Genomic DNA, 17,761 nt, shown 5'->3' on the forward strand with positions numbered 1-17,761 from the left:
CTTCGTGTATGGGGTTCAGGGGAGACGACCGCCGGCCACGCCTACATCGTCTTTTTGAGCATGGTGCGCAGCCGGGACAGCGGGCGGGTGTTGAGGACGTCGGCCGCCTCGAGCCAGCCGCGTCTGGCCTGCATGAGGCCCAACGCCAGATGGTTGAAGTCGGCCGTGCGGTGCGCGTCCGAGGCAATGCTCACCCGCACACCGCTCGACTTCGCCAGCCGGCAGCCGGCGTCCCACAGGTCCAGCCGGCGCGGCTGTGCGTTGGCTTCCACGAAAGCACCGCGCTCGGCAAGCGCCTGGAAAACGCGTGCGGCGTCGAACCGGCAAGCGTCGCGCTCGCCGATCAAACGAGCAAAGGGATGTGCGAGGATACTGAAGTGCGGGTGGTCGATCGCCCGCAACAGCCGCGCCGTCTGCTTGTCAGTGGGTAAATCGAAATGGCTGTGAACCGCGCCAACGACCAGGTCGAGCCGCCCCAGCACAGCGTCGGGAAGATCGAGCGATCCGTCTTCCAGGATATCGACCTCGACGCCCTTGAGAATCCCCGGCAATCCGCCCTTTGCATTCAGCGCGTCAATAGCGTCCGACTGCGCGGCGAGACGGCTGGCGCTCAGCCCATGCGTGATGCCCAGACGCGGCGAGTGATCCGTGATGGCCAGGTACTGAAGCCCTTGACGGCCGGCCGCTACGGCCATGGCTTCGAGGCTGTCGACACCGTCGCTTTCGTTCGTGTGGACGTGAAGATCGCCCCGGATCTCGCGGGCTTCGACAAGGCGCGGCAAGGTGCCATCGCGCGCCGCCTCCAGTTCCCCTGTGTCCTCTCGCAACTCCGGCGCAATCCATGGCAGATCGAGCGCTTCGTAGATCGACGCCTCGTCGCGGCCAGCGATTTTTCGCCCTTGCCGGAACACACCATATTCGTTCAGTTTCAGCCCGCGTGCCTGCGCCATCTTGCGAAGCGCCACGTTGTGCGCCTTCGAACCGGTCAGATAAACGAGCGCCGCGCCATAACTCGACGCGGCCACCACCCTTAGGTCGACCTGCATGTCGTTCATCAGCACCGTGCTTGCCCGCGTGCTTCCGGCGGAGATCACCGATCGCGTCTGATCGTAGGCAAGGAACGCGTGAATCACGGCTTGAGGCCGACCAGACGCCACAGCGATGTCGAGGTCCCCCACCGTATCCCTGCCCCGCCGGTAGCTGCCCGCGACCGCCATCGCCTGCGCGGTGCCGGTCTCGCGGAGATACGCCATGAGGGGATCGACGGCGCGCATCGCGATATCGAGGCTGAAACGGCGGTGCCGGTCGAGCCGCGCCTGCACGGCGTCAAGCAGGCGCTGTTCCGTGCGCGGCCCGAATCCGGGCAGCGTGCCAATGCGGTGTTCGCGGGCTGCGGCGACCAGATCCTCCATCGTATGCACGTCCAGATCGTGCTCGAGCCGGTGGACACGACGCGGCCCCAGGCCCGGCAGACTGAGCAACGATTGAATCTGTCCGGGCGTTTCGCGGCGCAGGCGCGTCAGTAGTTCGCTTGCGCCGGTTTCGGCGATCTCGCGCATCTTTCCCGCGAGATCGGCGCCGATGCCCGGCAGTGTAGTGAGGTCGATGCCGCGCGCCAGCAGGACACCGACGTCTTCGGTCAGCGCGCCGATCGACCTGGCCGCATTGCGGTAGGCCCGAACCCTGAACGGATTCGCGTTTTCGACGTCGAGGAGGTCGGCGATTTCGTCGAAGATCGCAACGATCCGGTCGTTGGTCATGCCCGCGCGCGGTACCACGGTGGCGGTAATTTCCTTCGCGATGATTTCAGGCTTTTCGGAGGGTTCTCTCACGCCTTGACTCCGGCAGACATGCGACGCGACACGCAGGACACCCGGTATTGCGCAGGCGATGCGTGGACAATCAGCGCGAACGCAAGCAGGCGACGACCTCGTCATCGCTGACTTGGGGAAATTTTCGGTAGAAGGCGCCCACCGCGCTGAAATCGGCCGGTGTCTCCAGACAGATCACTTCGTCGGCATAGGGCGCGATGTCGCGCAAGGCATCTCGCGGGGCCACCGGCACCGCGCATATCAGTCGTGCCGGCCCAAGCTGTCGTACCGAATGCAACGCCGCGATGATCGATGCCCCCGTGGCGATGCCATCGTCCACGACAATCGCCAACCGGCCGTCGGCGCTCGTCCGCTGTCTTCCCGGCGTAAAGCGGGCCCGGCGACGCCTGAGGGTGTCGAGTTGCACCATTCGTTCGTGTTCGACATAGGCACTCTCGCCGCCCGCCAGCTTCGCGTATGGCGTCAGGTAGGTCCAGCCACTCTCGTCCACGGCGCCGACCGCCAGTTCGGGATTGCCGGGGGCGCCCAACTTCCTCACCAGCACAATGTCCAGATCGCCGCCGAGGGCATCGGCCACGATGGCGCCAATCGGAACCCCGCCGCGTGGCACGGCCAGGATCAACGGGTGCTTGCCCGAGTACGCGTTGAGTGCCTTGGCTAGCTGGCGTGCGGCATCGGCCCTGTCGATAAATGGCATTGACGTTCTCCTCGAACGGCGGCTGAGCGCCCCCATAAGATCATCCTAGTCATCGGGGGAGGCGCCGGTTTAGCCAAGGTCAAGCATTCCCGTCAGGCGTTTGCACGAAACGGTCTGCGTAAGGATTGCCTGACACGGGGCGTGCGTCTGCCTACAGAGATCTCAGCCGCGCCTGCTTCCCCCCGGACGCGGCCGTCGCGATACTTGGTTTCAAGCCCCTACCCCAAAGACAAAACAAGCCACTTGAGGGCCACGCCAGACAGTGCGCGAGCGCGGGTAGGCACATGCAGGAAGACAACCGGAACATTGGGCGCATGAACGCGCGCAATCGGTGCATGCAGGCCAATGGCTGGCCGGGAGATGGCGATGTACGAATCACATTTTTTGGCAGACGCCGAGCGTCGCTTCGGTGCCGTCGATGCGTTTTCAACGGTTAGTGACGGCATGTCGAGCGAGCTGATCTCGCATCCCCCCGCCCAATGCGGCACGTGCGTATTGCGACACCTTTGTGTTGCGTCGAAGCTGAACGACCACGATGCAGCACGCCTGAAATCTGTCGTGCGTACCTGGCGGATGGTCCGGCAGGGGCATGCGCTTTACCGGACCGGCGATTCGTTCCACAGTCTCTACGCGGTCCGCTCGGGTTCGTTCAAGACCGTGGCGCAGCATTCGCTGGGGCGCCAATACGTGTCGGGATTTCATCTTCCCGGCGAACTGCTCGGCCTGGACGGCATCGTCGCCGAGTCACACCCCTGCGATGCCTTCGCCCTGGAAGATAGCGCCGTCTGTGTGATCCCATTCCAGCCCCTGGAGGTGCTGTGCCGCGCATTGACGCCGCTCCAACAGCATATTCACCGGCTCATGAGCGCCGAGATCGTCCGAGAGACGGCACAAATGGTGTTATTGGGCAGCATGAGTGCCGATCAGCGGGTCGCGACCTTCCTTCTGAATCTTTCGAACCGCTTCGAGCAGCGGGGGTACTCGCCGCGCGAGTTCACATTGCGCATGACGCGCGAAGACATCGGAAGCCATCTCGGCATGAAGCTCGAGACGGTCAGCCGGTCGCTATCGCGGTTTCAGCGCGGTGGGTTGATTCTCGTTGCGGGAAAGCGGATTACGCTTCTGGACCGCGAAGCGCTTGGCGCGTGCTGACGGCGCCGACATGACGGCCGCCGAACGTCCGACGCCTCGCCACGCGAGACCGATCACGTAGATCGTCAGAGGTTATCGCCCTCGTCGAAGAGATGATGGCGAAGCGCGTAGCGCACCAGTTGCATCTCATTGAGCATCTGCATTTTCTCCATGAGACGCATCTTGTAGGTGCTGACGGTCTTGGGGCTGACACACAGCGCATTGGCGATGGTGGTGAGCGGTTCGCCACGCACCAGGCGACGATAGACTTCCAGTTCGCGATTGGACAGGCGCCGATGCGGCACGTCGTCGCCATTTCCCTGGAAGATCGACGCCAACTTGCCCGCGATCGACTGGCTGACATAGGTGCCACCCACGGCCACATGATTGATGGCCGTGACCAGTTCGTCTGCTGCGCTTTCCTTGGTCAGGTATCCCGCTGCCCCCGCCTGGAAAGCACGCACGATGTACTGCTCCTCCGAGTGCATGGTAAGCACCAGTATGCGCAACGCAGGATGGGAATCCAGTAACAGCCGAATCAGTTCCAATCCGCTTCTTCCCGGCATCGACAGATCGAGCAGCAACACGTTGGGAGAGCAATCATCGACCATCAAGGGGATCGCAGCGCCGTCCGCAGCTTCGCCGACGACGTCAAACATGCCCGCCCCCTCCAGGATATGTTTGAGTCCATCTCTCACTACGGCGTGATCGTCCGCGATCATGATACGCGTCATGCCTTGCCTCCGAATTTGGTGGCAACCGCTTGCCTGAGAGGCTGCCCGGCAGAGCCTTCGATTCGCGTACCCAGCGACACCGGCGAGGCGGTGGCACGTTGCGGATAAACCGCATCCGTCCGATCTTGAGCTATTCAGTGACCTATACCCCCCCCAATATGGGGCGGCAATCACCGAGCGCAAACCACCGCTCGGGATTCGCTTTTGCAACGGTTTGCGAGCGCGCTTGCGTCCCGCAGTTGTTCTTCTATTAACTAAAGCGCATTTCTCTCAGCTTTCAAGAGATATTACCGTCGAGGTGCGGCCGACGTATCAGCCGAAAAGATGAGAGGAATCCCTCCAAACAAAAAATGGGAGGCACGATCCGGCGTTATGGCATCGGGTAAGTACCCCCATCGGGCAGTTCGTCCCGGTACGCGGGAGAATCGCAGCGGGATGCCGTTTTTTGGGGTGCTTGCGGCGTCGATGCGGTCCCGCGCAACGTATTCAAGACGCTGCATCGTGACGAATTGACTTGGGTCATGGCGCCTCTCGTGCACAGGCTTATAAATGGCGAATACAGACACGGTCGTCAATCCCTCCAGATCGTGCCAGCGATCCCAAGTGCTTAAGAGGTACTCATGTCTACGCTGCGACAACATTACAAGGCATTCCTTATCGAGGCTCACGCGCAGCTTGTCGGTTGCGGCGGATATGCCATACCGAGCCAGGACCGGCGCTATTTGCCTGTGGCGATCGTGCGCGGCGCAACGGCAAAGCACGACGGCCCTCTGTCGGATGACGCGCCGACCGAAGGCGTTGTGATACAGATCACATTGAACGAGCGGTTGGACGAAGACCCCTATCGCGCGCTCCGATGCGCGATCGATTATGCGTGTCAGGTGATCGACGGGCTGCGGTCGCCCGAATTTGAAGATATGCCGCGCGGCGTCGCGTTCATCCCGCTTCCGCAAACGCTGCACTAGTCCGCCTCGCGAGGGTACCTGAGCGGCACCCTCACATGCCGCCTGTGCGGCTTACTGAATGGTCAACTCCCGCTGGCCGGCATCGGCCCGCTTTGGCAGCACCAGTTCCAGCACTCCGTCACGATAGTTCGCGACGGCCTTGTCCCGGTCCACTGCCTGTGACAACGAGAAGCTGCGATACATATCGCCTTCATACCGTTCCCGATGCACGAAGTTGCCCTTGTCCTTCGTTTCCGTGGTGTTGCTGAGGTGCGCGCTGATGGACACCTGGTTGCCGTCGAGCGCGACCTTGATGTTTTCCTTGCTCACACCAGGTATATCGGCGCGTACGGTAAATTGCTTGTCGTCCTCTTCGACATCGAGCTTGATTTGCATACGCTTCGAACTCTCCAGCGCAAGCGGACGCCAGAACGCGTTACGAATGAGGTTCTCGAACGGCTCGTCGAGACTCAGAGGATCGAATCGGGTGAGGTTTGCCATGACTGACTCCGTGGGATAAGGGGCGCGGTGCGCCCAGGGGGCTGCGATCCATGTCGCACGTTGTCTAATCTAGATCGCGAGCGCGCCGACGAATTGACTGACATCAAGAGAAACCTTGGCGTCGATCATGAAATCGACGGCACGAAGGCATAACCGAGCCAGAGGGCGGCAATCACCAGCACGATGCCGGGAACGACGAGCTTCGCGAAACGTGGCCCCCCGGATACGAACGCGGCAATCCCCTTGACCATGGCGTTTGTCGAGGCCCCGGCCAGTATCGGAAGGCCAACGTCCGTGACGCTGAGCCGGCCCTGTTCGGCCAGCGCGGCGGCACTGGCCGCGATGGAATGCGCGTCCGCCAAGCCGCCCACCAAGGCGACCGCCAGCAAGCCCGATCTCCCGAACCAATGCGAAAGCGCCCCCGAAGCGAACATCGCGACGGACACACTCAGGGTCAGCACCAGCGCGGACTTCAAATCAATGGCGGTTCCAATGTGGACCATTTGCGGCGTGGCGCACCGGTTCGCGCACCAAAGCGCCCAAAGGCCGTACGACAGCGCGGCAACGGCGCCAGCGCCGAGCGGCAACGCAAGATGGAGCAACACGGTCGGGAAGACCGTGCCAATCACAATGGCCAACTGCACCATGGTCGAGACGCTGGAGAGCGCGGCTCCCGCAACAGCGGGCAGCAACAAGGCCGGGTTTTGCCTGGCCTGCAGGCCCATCGCGCTGATCGTGGCGATGCTGGACGCGAACCCGGAAGCCAACCCCGTGACCGGCAATCCCGCGTTCGGCCCGAGCGCGCGTTGGGCAAAATGACCGATCACGGCAATGGAGAGCATGACGACGGTGAAACGCCATATCGTGGACGGATTGACCGAGTCGAAGACATCGATAGGCCGATTCGGCAGGATAGGCAGGATCACGAGGGCAGCCATCGCGAGCAGAAGCACATCCTGCAACTCGGCTTCCGTCACGACGCGCGTCACGAGCCGATGCAAGTGAAAGCGCACCTGCATCACGCTCGCGACGGCCACGGCGATGGCGATCGTCAAGGCGGGGTGGCGTTGCGCCATCGCACCGAGCAGCAACGTCAGGATCAGCGAGATCTCGGTCGTGATCCCTGGATCGTCGTGGGGACGTAGATAGGCGGCGATCAACACCGCGCTGAGCGCCAGCACCACCGCAGCCAGGAGCCAAACGCCCCCCAGTGCCAAGGCCGCTGCCCCCAGAACGGCTGTCAGCGCAAACGTCCGGATGCCTGCCGCCGACCGCTCGTGGGTCGCACCCTTGCGCCGCTCGCGTTCGGCACCGATGAGCAAGCCAATCGCCAGCGCGGTTGCATACGGCAGAATTTCGAGCATGGATTCGGTCATCGCGCGCCCGTATATTTCGTTCTGTGCACGGTATAGCATAAGCGATGGGGCGCGTCGGCGCCGCGTCGTGGCGTGCGATGTTGATCGAACGCAATGGCGCTGCCCGTGTACCGTCTATGCTATTAACGATTCATCGATAAGGATCGCCCTGCCCGGCGACTTCGACCATGGAACCTGTCTCCCAACTGCTGTCGCCCCATGGCTTTCCCAAGCCATTCCGGCGGATCCTCGTTGCCGTCGATCCGAGCGGCGCGTCGCTGAACGCCATTCCGTATGCCGCCCATTTCTGTTCGCCGGACACGCAAGTGCTGGTCTTGGGATTCTTCGAGGATCCCGAGGCCTACCTGACGCCCCACTCCCGTACGCCGGCCGATGTCAGCGCCGCGTTCGACGAACTCCGCCGCGACGAACTCGTGGCGCTGGAGGGCGCGCACGCGGTATTGCAACGTACTGGCGCACAGGTGCACAAGCGACTGCTGGGGCCTGCGCTGGGCAATCGCGAAATCTCGGCGGGTATCGCCCGAGTGGCCGATGAATGGAATGCTGACCTGGTGGTCGTCGGCGCCGAACCCGCCGCCGGCATCGCCGCCCTGTTGAGCACCAAGGTCTCTGCCGCATTGGCCGAGCACACCCACCGCGCCATCCTCATGATTCCCAAGAAAGCGACTGAATCGTCACTGCACCACGCGCGCCGGATCCTGTTTGCGGTCGACGGTAGCGAGGCATCGCTGCACGCGGTGCGCGTGGGGATGCAGGTGGCCCCGCCGCATTCGAGCCTGCTGGCTATTTATGTCGAGGACCGAGGGGTCGACGTGTCCGAATTGGAGGAATCCCTTCTCTCGTCGACGCCCAACGTTCCCCGCGCTGCAAACGCGCTCAAACAAGCCTCGGCGATCATGACCGAACTGGGTGCCAAAGCCAACATCGAGAGCCGCGTGTCGCACACGCGCCTGACGGAAGACGTGGCCACCGCCCTACTCCGGGAAGCGCAGGAATGGGAGGCGGACCTCGTCGTCGTGGGCGCGCAGGATCGTCACGGGTTGCGCTCATGGTTCAACGGTCATGAGAACGAGCGGGTTGCCCGCGCGATCGATCGCCCGTTGCTGGTCGTCAATCAGGCGGGCTGACGCGTCGGGGACGAGACCCGCGTGCGGCGGGGCCTGATGGCACCGCCGCACGCCGCGGACGCGCTATGGCGTGGGCGACTTGATGATGAGCACTGGCCGGTCGGCACGCTGCAGCATGCGGTTGGCCTCGCTACCGAGCGTGAGGCGCGCGAGGCCGCGGCGGCCGTGCGAGCCGGTGACCACGAGATCGGCGCCCACGCGCCGGACCTCCGTCAGCAACCGATCGGCGATGTGCATATGGCTGTCCATCAACGGTAGCGTCGCGAAATCGGCCGCAACGCCCTCGCGCGCCAGAATGTCCAATGCCACTTCCCGAACGGCCAGCGTCTCGGCATTGAGCGCGTTCTGCATGTCGGCCACCGACGGCAACGCTGCCGCCATCAAGGGGAAGTAGAGTGCCGGGTCGACCTCGACGTAAGCGACGCGAAGGCTCGCCCCGAGCGCCTTGGCAAGCCTCGCGGCGTGGATCAGCGCGGTTTCCGAGGGCGGACTGGCATCGAAAGCCACCAGTATGTTGCGGTACATGATTCCTTCCCCTTGTTTTGCAATCCCTCAACCACCGACGTCACGGCGATTCGCGCCATTCGCGCTATTCGCAGCGCCGTTTCGATGGAACGGTAACGATATCGGCATGACCAAACCCGCGGCTGTAGTCGAGCACCTGAAGCGCCCAACATTCGAGCTTCACGATGGTGGAGCGGCTCGAACCGTGTTCGGGAACGCGTGTCCACGCGTCCGGAAAGCGCTCATCGAGCAGTCGCATCGCCAGTAATCGCTCGGACGATTCATCCGGCAGAATCTCGGCATAGGCGTGGCCCGATAGCGCCTTGATGTCCGGCCATCCGACATAGGGCTTGTAAAGACAGAACGAGACCTGCGCGGCGCGCTCAATATTCGCCATCTTGCGGCTATCGCGTCCGGTGGCGAAATAGATGTCGAGTCCGTGATGGACGAAACAAACGACATCGGACTGCGTGTTCCCGTCCGCCATGAGCGTCGCGAGCGACAACTCCCGGCACGAATCCAGCACGTCCAGAATGACGGCCTCCAGGTCTGCGTTCATGAGGCTTCTCCTGCGTCTATCGCGTCCGCGTTGCGAGTGCCGCCCCGTGGGCATCACCCGGCGCGCTTACTCAACCGTTAGCCGATCCACGACGGCACATACGCCATGCGTGGTCATGGCCGCGCCCCGGATGGCTTCCTTTTCCGCCAGCGAATGGACCGTGCCGGTCAGCAGCACCTCGCCATTGCCCAGAACGGAGATGTCTAGGTGGCGCGCCTCGCGCTGCGCCTGACGTGCCAGCGCGGCGGCGATATGCCCGACAATCTCCGTCCGATGGGGCCCACTGAGCACCTTGATGTCGTTGATGACGCCCTTCACGCCTCGCAACGTACGAACGGCACTCTCGGCCAACACGCGCTGCGTGTAGGTTTCGACGTCGCCCGCCAGGGACACCCAGCCGTTCTCGACCTTGACGTGCATGCCATCGTCCGGCAGGCCGGCGTGCCACTTCAGCACGGCAAGCGCGGCTCTTGCGATATCGGCATCGGTATGACGATCCTTCGACATGGGCACGACCTCCAGTCCAATCACAATCGCGCGCGCCCCCGCGACCTTCGCCGCGACGCGCTCGGCCTCGCACTTTTCAAAGAAACTCGCGACCTCGCCCGAGAGCGTGACAATGCCGTCGCGCACCTCGACGCCAATCTCGCTGGCGTGAACGTTAGTGTCGCGCGCGAGCTCGTCCATCACGTCGCGTTGCAGTTGAGTATCTGTCTTCATGGGGTACTCCGTGCCACAGAATAGGGATGGCGCCATCGCAAATGTCGCTGACATTTGCGGGTATCGCGCCGTGTTCTTCCACCTTAGCGCCTCAGCAGGCGCATTGCCGGCTTCTCTCGGCAGCGCTTGACCGACATCAACGTCACGCAGGGCGTCACCCACCGCACGCAAGCCGCGCGAGCTTGATTCGCATCAACCCGATGGCGGGAATCTCGCCGCCGAGCCGGCTGTCCGCGCTATAACAAAACATGCCTGCGTGGTAATCCGACTTGTCGCAGGCGAATGCGCGGGTCACCCATGCGAGGAGGAGCGAAATGAGCTTACGGAGAATTTGTGTCCATATAGACGACACCGCGACGAGTGCGGCACGGCTGCGCTTCAGCGGGCTGCTTGCCCGTCACCATGACGCCAGTCTCGCAGGAATCTACGTGCCCCACCGCCCGGGCGCGGTGCATTCAGGACAACGCGAATCGTCCGGAGACCACTACCGGACGGAGGGGCGCGCTCAGACGGCGTTGCACGCGGCCGAGCAGTTGTTCCAGGAGGTTTGCGCCGAACACGATATCGCCGGAGACTGGCATGCGCCGTTCGGCGCGCCGCCGACCATCCTGTCGAACTTTGCCAAAGGCACCGACCTGTGCATCGTCGGTCAACCCGATGCGCCGGGTGGGGTCGCCGCCCTCGGTGTCGATGGCATCGGCGACATCGTCGTAACGGCAGGCGTACCGGTGCTCGGACTTCCGCACAACGTGACCCTGCCGCAGGAAATCCGGCGCATCGTGATCGCCTGGAATGGCTCGCGCGAAGCCAGACGTGCGATCGGCGACGCCTGGCAACTGCTCGGGCGCGCGCAGGACATCTTCGTGGTGGGGATTAACCGCTCCCCGGCCGGCGACGACCCGTCACTGACCGAGATCGTGCATCTGCTGGAGAAACACGGATTGCGCGCGAAGCCGGTTTCGATCCGACAGGACACCGAAGCCAGCGATGGTGTTCAGTTGTTGGCCGTTACCGAGGAGTACGAAGCGGACTTACTGGTCATGGGCGCCTACGGACACGGTCCGACGCGTGAACTCGTGTTCGGTGGCGCAACACGCACGGTGCTCAAGCACATGTCCACGCCGGTGCTGCTGTCCCACTGACGTGATTCGGCACTGCAGTCGTCGGCGCGCCAGCGCTGTCGGCTGCGGTGATCTCCCGCCGACTACATCAGCAGCATCGCCACAGCCGCCGCGCCCATTACTCCGGTAGCCATCCAGCCCAAGGCAAGAATGGGCCAGCTCGCCGTGAATTGGCCCATCACCGATTTCCTCGAGGCGAGCAGTAGTACAACGACCATCAGCGGCACCGCCACGACACCATTGATGACGGCACTCCAGAACAACGCCTTCATCGGGCTGATCGGCGAATACTGGATGCCGGTGGCAGCGAGCATGCTGAGCGCGATAATGCCGTAGAAGCCGTGCGCCGCACTGGGCTTGCGCTCGAGCCCCTCCTTCCAGTGCATGGCTTCCGCCATCGCATAGGCACCGGACCCTGCCAGCACCGGCACCCCGATCAGACCCACGCTCACGATGCCGACACTGAACAGCGCATACGCCAGGTCGCCGGCCAGCGGCCGCAACGCACTGGCTGCCTGCGCCGCGGTGTCGACGCTCCGAATGCCGCTCGCGTGGAGCGTAACGGCAGTCGCCAGGATTACGAAATAGGCGGTGATGTCCGAGTAAAACATTCCTGTCCAGGTGTCCCATCCGATTCGCCGAAGCTCGCCGCTGGCAGCAACGGCGGCCACGTTGTCGTCCTTCAGCGGCAACGCCGTGGGGTCTCGTTCCATCTCCTCCACCTCCTCCGAGGTCTGCCAGAAGAAGAGATAGGGGCTGATGGTCGTGCCGAACACCCCGACAATGACGGCCGCGCTGGCCGAGTCGATGGTGAGATCGGGCCACAGCGTGCGCATGGCCACTTGTCGCCACGGCACATGCACCGTCAGCAGGACGGCGGCGTAGGCGAGCAGCGACACGGTCAGCCATTTCAGGAAGACAACGTAGCGGTGGTAAGGCACGAAGACCTGCAGGAGCAGCGAGCCGAGCGCAAAGCCGATGGTCATCCAATGTCGATCGATGCCGCTGGTCAGCTCCGCCACTTCGCCCATCGCGGCCAGATCGGCCGCAATATTGAGCGTATTGGCAAAGAGGAGCAGGACGATCACGCCGCGCAGGACGATCGGCGGAAATGCCGTCTCGATATTGGCGGCAAGCCCTTTGCCCGTGACGCGACCGATGCGCGCGCAGATCAACTGCATGGCCGCCATCAAGGGGAACGCGAGCGGCATGGTCCATAACATGTTAAGCCCATACTGCGCGCCCGCCTGGGTGTAGGTGACGACACCGCTCGGATCGTCGTCCGCGACGCCCGTGATCAGCCCGGGGCCCACGCGCCTGAGCGGATGCTCGCTCAGCCGTTTGCGCAGCCCCTGAAGCCACATCGACGACCGCTCACCCTGTGTTTCCAGCCCCATTCCCGCCCTCGCGACTCAAGACGCCTCGCGCGCCAGCCCTTGGCGCGCACTCGTGATTTCGGGCAACGTCACACTTACGAAGCCACCGATTCCAGGGCGCGCCTTGGCGCGTGGATCTGCGAGGGGCCTCGGCCCACGCGCAGCAGGATCTGCGGATGGTCCCCGCTGCCTGTCATGGCACCGATGGCCGAGCGCAATGTCTCGACTTCGATCGGTTGGTTGAGGAACGACGCATCAAACCCCTGGGCCGTGAGCGTCAGTAACACCCGCTGCATAGCCTGCCCGGCCAACAACCAGTTTTCAGGGCCGTCCGAGCGCGTTGCCAGGCAGACGAGCAAGGGCGAACCCTCCACAAGACGGCGGTGGCTTGCCGCCAAACCGCCGCCGACGTCAAATGTACGCACGACGGTGGCCAGGATCGGAGAAGCGAAGTCGAGCAGGCTTGCCGCGCTTGCCGAGTAGCTTGCCATGCCGTCATCGCGCCGCGCGGCATTGATCCACAATGCCAGTTCGCGGCGAAAGCGCGGATCTCCCAGTTGGATTCGATCCGCCTGATCGATCAGGTCGGCCAGTCGCAAGCGCTCTGCGTCGTTCGCTGTCGGGGCGAGTTGGGCGCCTTCCGCCTCGGCCGCCGCCTGTAGCGACGCGATCGTCGCTTGCGGCACCGGCGCCGGGTCGAAGGCCTGACGATTCGTCACCCGATTGGGGATGGCGGCGAACAGCGTAGCGATCTGCCCGTCCACGAAGCCCTCGTCCGAGATTTGCACGCTGGCGAGTACGTCCGGCTCGGCGCTCGACGGCATGATGCGGATCACATACGGGCAACGGAAGTGGCTGAGGGCGACGCGCAGATTGAACAAGGCCGCCCCGCAACTGATCGCCAGCTCGCGGTCATAGGTGTCGCTGACCGGCAACGCCCGGGTGCGGTCGGCACACAACAGGACCGTGTCGTCGCTGATCACGAAGCGCCACGGCTGCGTGTTATGCGTGGAGGGCGCGAGGATGGCGTATTGCAGGCAGAATCTCAGCCGCTCGGCGGCCGTCGCAGTCCTGGCGAACGCCTGATCGTCGACGGTCCACGCCGGGAGTAAGTTGTCCTTGGATCGGGGCACGAAAACCTCCTTCGGTCTAGGGCGCGACAACACGGGTACCGCGACGTGACATCGGCCTGGCAGGCGCTTGGTGAGCGAGATGATTGCGCTTGTCGAGCGTTTCAAGCGTATTGATCGTATTGCCTGAAGTCTGATGCAACGGGCGCGCTTGCGCATTGACGAACGTCAATGGGCAGCTGCGCCGCCCGCGAGGGGCCGCGGGCTTATCCGCGGAAAATGTCGAACGGTTCGATCCGCAATACTTTGCGAATGCCGATATAGCTGGAAATCGCCGCGATCAGCAACACCATCGTGAAGGAGAACGCGAGATTCCAGAACGTGGTGATGGCGGCGTAGTTTGGCAACGTGCGCTTGGCAAGGGTAATCACCAGCGTGACCAGGCCCACGCCGATGCCATAACCCGTCAATGCGGTAAATGCGGCCATGAACAGAATCATCTTCACCAGTTCGCTGCCTTTTGCGCCGATCGCTTTCAGCGCGCCGAATTTGTCCAGGTTTTCGAGCACGAACGAATAGAACGTCTGGCCCGAAATGGAGACTCCCACGATGAAACTGATGATGGTCATGAGCAGAATATTGGTCCCGATGCCCGTCTGATAGGTATAGAAATTGGCAATTCGTTGATTGAATTCGTCCTTGGTGAGCGCGATGTAGCCCAGCTCGGCCACCTGCCGCTTGATAGCTGGAATCGCCGCCGGCGACTTGGGCTGCACCAGAATGTAGGAGATGGTGAAGCGCGTACCCGGGATGTATTCGACGGCCCGGCTGTACGTCGTATAGAGCGTTGGCACGCCGTTCAAGCCGTTCGCAGAGACGTTCGCCAGTCCCACGACCACGCCGCGAAAGTCGTTGATTTCGAACGTGGTGCCGATCGCCGGATGTTCCAGCTTGGCGATTTCCGGATCGTCGACGACCACGAATGCGTTGTCGGCATAGATGTCCAGAATGTCGCCCTTTTCCATATGCGGGCGGCCAAACAGACTCGCATCGTCGAGGCCGACCACGCTCACCGATTGGTAGACGCCGCTGGCCAGCCTGACCTGCGCGCCACCGATATACAACGGCGCGGCATATTTGACACCGTCCATGCTCAGTACCGCGTCCAGCAGGAAATTGGGCAGTGGAAAGGCGGAGTTCGGTGTCTTGACCGCGGGATCGATGACCCACATCTCGGCGCCGACATTCGTGATGGTCGAATAGGCACGATTCAGGATGCCCGCAAACATCGCCGTCATCTGTGTCATCAGGAAGACCGCGAACACGATGCCGACCAGCAAGGCCGAGAACTTGGCCTTGTCGTTGACGAGCAACCGGAAGCCGATGCGCATGATGCCGGTGGATTGCATGCTCACCCTCCTCGGGTATCGGAGGCGCTCATCATTGCTGCCCAATGAAGACGTCGACGAGAAGTCCCGGATAAATCTTCGGCAAGTCTGCCGTCTTGAACCGGAAAATGACGGGCAGGACGCGCAAATCGACCTTTTCCCGGCGCTGGTTGGCCAACTCGATTTTGGGCGATATGAGCGGCTGTACCCGAACGAACTCCAGCGGCACCTTGAGATCGGTGCCTCGCACGGAGAGTTGCGCACGCATATGGCCGGCAGCCGGGAGCCGCGACACCAGGATTTCATCGATGTAACAACGTACCGCCAGATAGTCTTGGGGCCCGCCCATGACAATCAGGGGATCGAACCCGGCCGTGTACGTATCGTAGACGCCCTGCGAGGAGACATAGCTGCCCACGGTGGCGTTCAGTGCCAGCACCACGCCGTCCGCTTTGGCCGTGATCGCATATTTCTGCAATAGGGCGTTGGCCGCGCTATAGGCTTGGGACAGCGCGTCGTACTGGTGCGCCTGATTGTCCACGTCGTAGCGCCACGCGCCTGCGCGAGTCAGCGCATATTGGCTTTGTGCGACTTCCAGTGCTGCTCTCGCCTGACCGACCGCATCGCGGGCCGTGTCGAGCACGTCCTTGCTGATCGACCGGTTGTCCATCTCATAAGAGGCTCGCCGCTTGTCGTACTGGTCCTGCGCTGCCGTCAGATTCGCGCGCGCCTGGTCGACCTGCGCCTTGGCAACGGCCAGGGTTTCCTTCCTTGGCTCAGCCTTCAGTTGGTCGAGTACGACACCTGCCGCGAGCATCTGGGCGTGCAGCTGTTCCGTCGTCGCTCGCTGAACCGAATCGTCGATGCGCAGCAACGTCGCGCCAGCGTGCACCGTGTCGCCTTCGTGCACGAGCGCCTGCGTGATGACGCCCGAGACCTCCGGGTACAGGTTGATATTGGCGCCCCCGCCCTGCTCGCTTTCCACAATACCGGTCGCGTAGATCGCGGCCGGATACGGGTTGCTCACCGGCGTGAAGACGGGCGCTTCCGGCTTACGCTCGATCGAGAAAACGTAAGCGCCCAGCACGGCGGCAAGAATGCCCGCGCCGGAGACAATGAAGAGCCATGGGTTTTTCACGAAGGCCCCCCAGTCGCCGAGACGATGCGTCCGTCCTCCATATGAATGATCCGGTCCGCGTATTCGTTGATGCGGGCGTCGTGCGTCACGATGACGATGCATCGGTTCCGGTCCAGGATCTTCTGCTTGACGAAAGCGATGATCATCCGGCCCGTATCGCCGTCCAGCGACGCCGTCGGCTCATCGAGCACCAGTATCTGAGGGGCGCCGATGATCGCCCGGGCAATCGCCACGCGTTGCTGCTCGCCGCCCGAGAGCTTGACGGGCACCACCTCGGTACGGTCTTTCAGTCCGACGATCGCAAGACTCTGGCGGGCCGCCTCGAGCGCATCGTTCCAGTTCTTGTGCTTGAGAATGAGCGGTATCGCCACATTTTCCGCGCTCGTCAGCCTCGGGAACAGGTGATAGTCCTGGAACACGAATCCGATCGTGTTCAGCCGAAAATCCGCCAGATCGTCTTTCGACAACGTCCAGATATCGCTGCCGCCCACCCACACCTTGCCGGCGTCGGGACGCAGGATGCCGGAGAGCAGGCTAAGAAGCGTGGTTTTCCCGCTTCCCGACGGTCCGACGATGAAGAGCATCTCGCCAAAATGGGCGACCAAGTCGACGGCATTGACGGCCGTCGTGCGGGCCGCCCCTTCCCCGAACCCTTTGGTAAGTCCGGTGGCGACGATGGCTTCGGTGGCAGGTGCGCCGGGCATATGGATGAGCTTCCACGGTGACGAGCGAGCGTAGCGTCAGGACGCCAGGGGGACTCGCGCGATCAACGACGACGCTCCGCCGCCGATCAGCCGCGCGCGGCGTTATGCGCCGACGCCGCCGGCCTTGCCCTCGGCGCGCTCTGATCGACCGGATCCGAGAGTGAGCCGAACGTGCTCATCGCCGTTTTGGTCAGTTCACCCCACGCCGTCCACCAATTGGCGGGGCTTTGCGTATCCATCGCTTCGCCCGCCGTCTCGGAGAACACCTGTTGCCATGCCTTCTGCGCGGCAGAGTACTGTTCGGCCCACACCGTCGGCCCTCGGGCACTCATTTTCACCAACCCTTGCCAGATCAGGTTCTGCATCGCCAACTGACGGTTCATGAAGGCGAGCTGGCTATTGAAGAGCGCACTGAAATCCGACGCACTTTCCAGTGCACTGGCGAACGCATTGTCGGCCTCGATCAGACCTTCGTCGGCCTTTAGCTGCATCTGCCGCAGACACTGCACGTTCTCGACCCAATTCCTGTGAGCATCGAGCGCCGCGAACACTTGCGCCTTGCACAGACTCAAGGGGGGAATCGGTGCCTTGGACATCGTAGCGTCTCCCGAATGGATTGCGGGTCACACAACGCGACCGCAACGCGCGAAAAAAAATCGCCCGCCGAAGCGGGCAGAAACCCAACTTGCCTGCGTTCGGAACGGGGCCGTATCCGAACGCAAGTGCCGGAGGACCGGCAAGATCGGGTGTCGCTTGCGTCGGTTGTGTCGGAACCGGCGATGTCTCCACGATAGTCCGTTGCAGCGGCCCAGGCCTTGACATATCTCAACGTCGGCCGA

18 protein-coding genes are annotated in these 17,761 nt (G+C 62.9%); 4 read left to right on the top strand and 14 right to left on the bottom strand.

The annotated features are described in order from the left end of the window. Positions 1 to 41: 41 nt before the first annotated feature. The gene (polX, locus tag PSO31014_RS00815; RefSeq protein ID WP_246176175.1) at positions 42 to 1,832 is read right to left on the bottom strand and encodes a DNA polymerase/3'-5' exonuclease PolX; all 1,791 of its coding nucleotides are present in this window, start codon (positions 1,830 to 1,832) and stop codon (positions 42 to 44) included. Positions 1,833 to 1,902: 70 nt separating this feature from the next. Beyond that, positions 1,903 to 2,529 (bottom strand): phosphoribosyltransferase, encoded by a 627-nt coding sequence (locus PSO31014_RS00820; RefSeq protein WP_130026002.1) that lies wholly within the window; start codon positions 2,527 to 2,529, stop codon positions 1,903 to 1,905. 366 nt (positions 2,530 to 2,895) lie between these two features. Here PSO31014_RS00820 and fnr point away from each other — a divergent pair, with 366 nt between their 5' ends. Continuing rightward, on the top strand, positions 2,896 to 3,681 hold the full coding sequence (gene fnr / locus PSO31014_RS00825) for a fumarate/nitrate reduction transcriptional regulator Fnr (RefSeq protein ID WP_150550387.1): 786 nt from the start codon (positions 2,896 to 2,898) through the stop codon (positions 3,679 to 3,681). Between the two features lie 65 nt (positions 3,682 to 3,746). Here the strand turns inward: fnr and PSO31014_RS00830 are convergent, their stop codons facing one another. Beyond that, on the bottom strand, positions 3,747 to 4,394 hold the full coding sequence (locus tag PSO31014_RS00830; RefSeq protein ID WP_150549865.1) for a response regulator: 648 nt from the start codon (positions 4,392 to 4,394) through the stop codon (positions 3,747 to 3,749). Between the two features lie 728 nt (positions 4,395 to 5,122). Between PSO31014_RS00830 and PSO31014_RS00835 the strand changes: the two genes are divergently transcribed. Continuing rightward, on the top strand, positions 5,123 to 5,359 hold the full coding sequence (locus PSO31014_RS00835) for a hypothetical protein (protein ID WP_150549866.1): 237 nt from the start codon (positions 5,123 to 5,125) through the stop codon (positions 5,357 to 5,359). Positions 5,360 to 5,410: 51 nt separating this feature from the next. Here PSO31014_RS00835 and PSO31014_RS00840 read toward each other — a convergent pair whose 3' ends face one another. Both PSO31014_RS00840 and PSO31014_RS00845 read right to left on the bottom strand, forming a co-directional pair. Then, a complete protein-coding gene (locus PSO31014_RS00840) occupies positions 5,411 to 5,839 on the bottom strand; it encodes an Hsp20/alpha crystallin family protein (protein ID WP_150549867.1) in 429 nt (142 codons plus the stop codon). A 125-nt stretch (positions 5,840 to 5,964) separates the two neighbouring features. Beyond that, a complete protein-coding gene (locus tag PSO31014_RS00845; protein WP_174976326.1) occupies positions 5,965 to 7,215 on the bottom strand; it encodes an MgtC/SapB family protein in 1,251 nt (416 codons plus the stop codon). Positions 7,216 to 7,382: 167 nt separating this feature from the next. On the opposite strand from PSO31014_RS00845, the gene PSO31014_RS00850 reads away from it, so the two are divergent. Further along, a complete protein-coding gene (locus PSO31014_RS00850) occupies positions 7,383 to 8,342 on the top strand; it encodes a universal stress protein (protein ID WP_150549869.1) in 960 nt (319 codons plus the stop codon). 63 nt (positions 8,343 to 8,405) lie between these two features. Here PSO31014_RS00850 and PSO31014_RS00855 read toward each other — a convergent pair whose 3' ends face one another. The 3 genes from PSO31014_RS00855 to PSO31014_RS00865 all read right to left on the bottom strand — a co-directional run bounded on the left by PSO31014_RS00855 (position 8,406) and on the right by PSO31014_RS00865 (position 10,125). Further along, a complete protein-coding gene (locus PSO31014_RS00855) occupies positions 8,406 to 8,867 on the bottom strand; it encodes a universal stress protein (RefSeq protein ID WP_150549870.1) in 462 nt (153 codons plus the stop codon). Between the two features lie 64 nt (positions 8,868 to 8,931). Next, positions 8,932 to 9,405, bottom strand: coding sequence for a pyridoxamine 5'-phosphate oxidase family protein (locus PSO31014_RS00860; RefSeq protein ID WP_174976327.1), 474 nt, complete (start codon positions 9,403 to 9,405; stop codon positions 8,932 to 8,934). A gap of 66 nt (positions 9,406 to 9,471) precedes the next feature. Then, complete coding sequence (locus tag PSO31014_RS00865) at positions 9,472 to 10,125, bottom strand: BON domain-containing protein (protein ID WP_174975381.1); 654 nt, start codon at positions 10,123 to 10,125, stop codon at positions 9,472 to 9,474. A gap of 314 nt (positions 10,126 to 10,439) precedes the next feature. On the opposite strand from PSO31014_RS00865, the gene PSO31014_RS00870 reads away from it, so the two are divergent. Continuing rightward, positions 10,440 to 11,267: a universal stress protein gene (locus tag PSO31014_RS00870; protein ID WP_150549873.1), complete on the top strand. Its 828-nt coding sequence runs from the start codon at positions 10,440 to 10,442 to the stop codon at positions 11,265 to 11,267. Positions 11,268 to 11,329: 62 nt separating this feature from the next. Here PSO31014_RS00870 and PSO31014_RS00875 read toward each other — a convergent pair whose 3' ends face one another. The 6 genes from PSO31014_RS00875 to PSO31014_RS00900 form a co-directional block, all read right to left on the bottom strand. Further along, complete coding sequence (locus PSO31014_RS00875; RefSeq protein WP_425494829.1) at positions 11,330 to 12,643, bottom strand: NRAMP family divalent metal transporter; 1,314 nt, start codon at positions 12,641 to 12,643, stop codon at positions 11,330 to 11,332. Between the two features lie 74 nt (positions 12,644 to 12,717). Next, positions 12,718 to 13,755 (bottom strand): Acg family FMN-binding oxidoreductase, encoded by a 1,038-nt coding sequence (locus PSO31014_RS00880; RefSeq protein WP_150549874.1) that lies wholly within the window; start codon positions 13,753 to 13,755, stop codon positions 12,718 to 12,720. 203 nt (positions 13,756 to 13,958) lie between these two features. Continuing rightward, positions 13,959 to 15,101 (bottom strand): ABC transporter permease, encoded by a 1,143-nt coding sequence (locus tag PSO31014_RS00885; RefSeq protein ID WP_150549875.1) that lies wholly within the window; start codon positions 15,099 to 15,101, stop codon positions 13,959 to 13,961. A 31-nt stretch (positions 15,102 to 15,132) separates the two neighbouring features. Then, complete coding sequence (locus PSO31014_RS00890) at positions 15,133 to 16,218, bottom strand: HlyD family secretion protein (RefSeq protein ID WP_150549876.1); 1,086 nt, start codon at positions 16,216 to 16,218, stop codon at positions 15,133 to 15,135. Continuing rightward, complete coding sequence (locus tag PSO31014_RS00895) at positions 16,215 to 16,922, bottom strand: ABC transporter ATP-binding protein (protein WP_150549877.1); 708 nt, start codon at positions 16,920 to 16,922, stop codon at positions 16,215 to 16,217. Before PSO31014_RS00895 ends, PSO31014_RS00890 begins: the two co-directional genes overlap by 4 nt. A gap of 86 nt (positions 16,923 to 17,008) precedes the next feature. Then, a complete protein-coding gene (locus tag PSO31014_RS00900; RefSeq protein ID WP_150549878.1) occupies positions 17,009 to 17,518 on the bottom strand; it encodes a hypothetical protein in 510 nt (169 codons plus the stop codon). Between the last annotated feature and the right edge of the window lie 243 nt (positions 17,519 to 17,761).

This window comes from Pandoraea soli (assembly GCF_902459595.1).
Classification (GTDB): Bacteria; Pseudomonadota; Gammaproteobacteria; order Burkholderiales; family Burkholderiaceae; genus Pandoraea; species Pandoraea cepalis.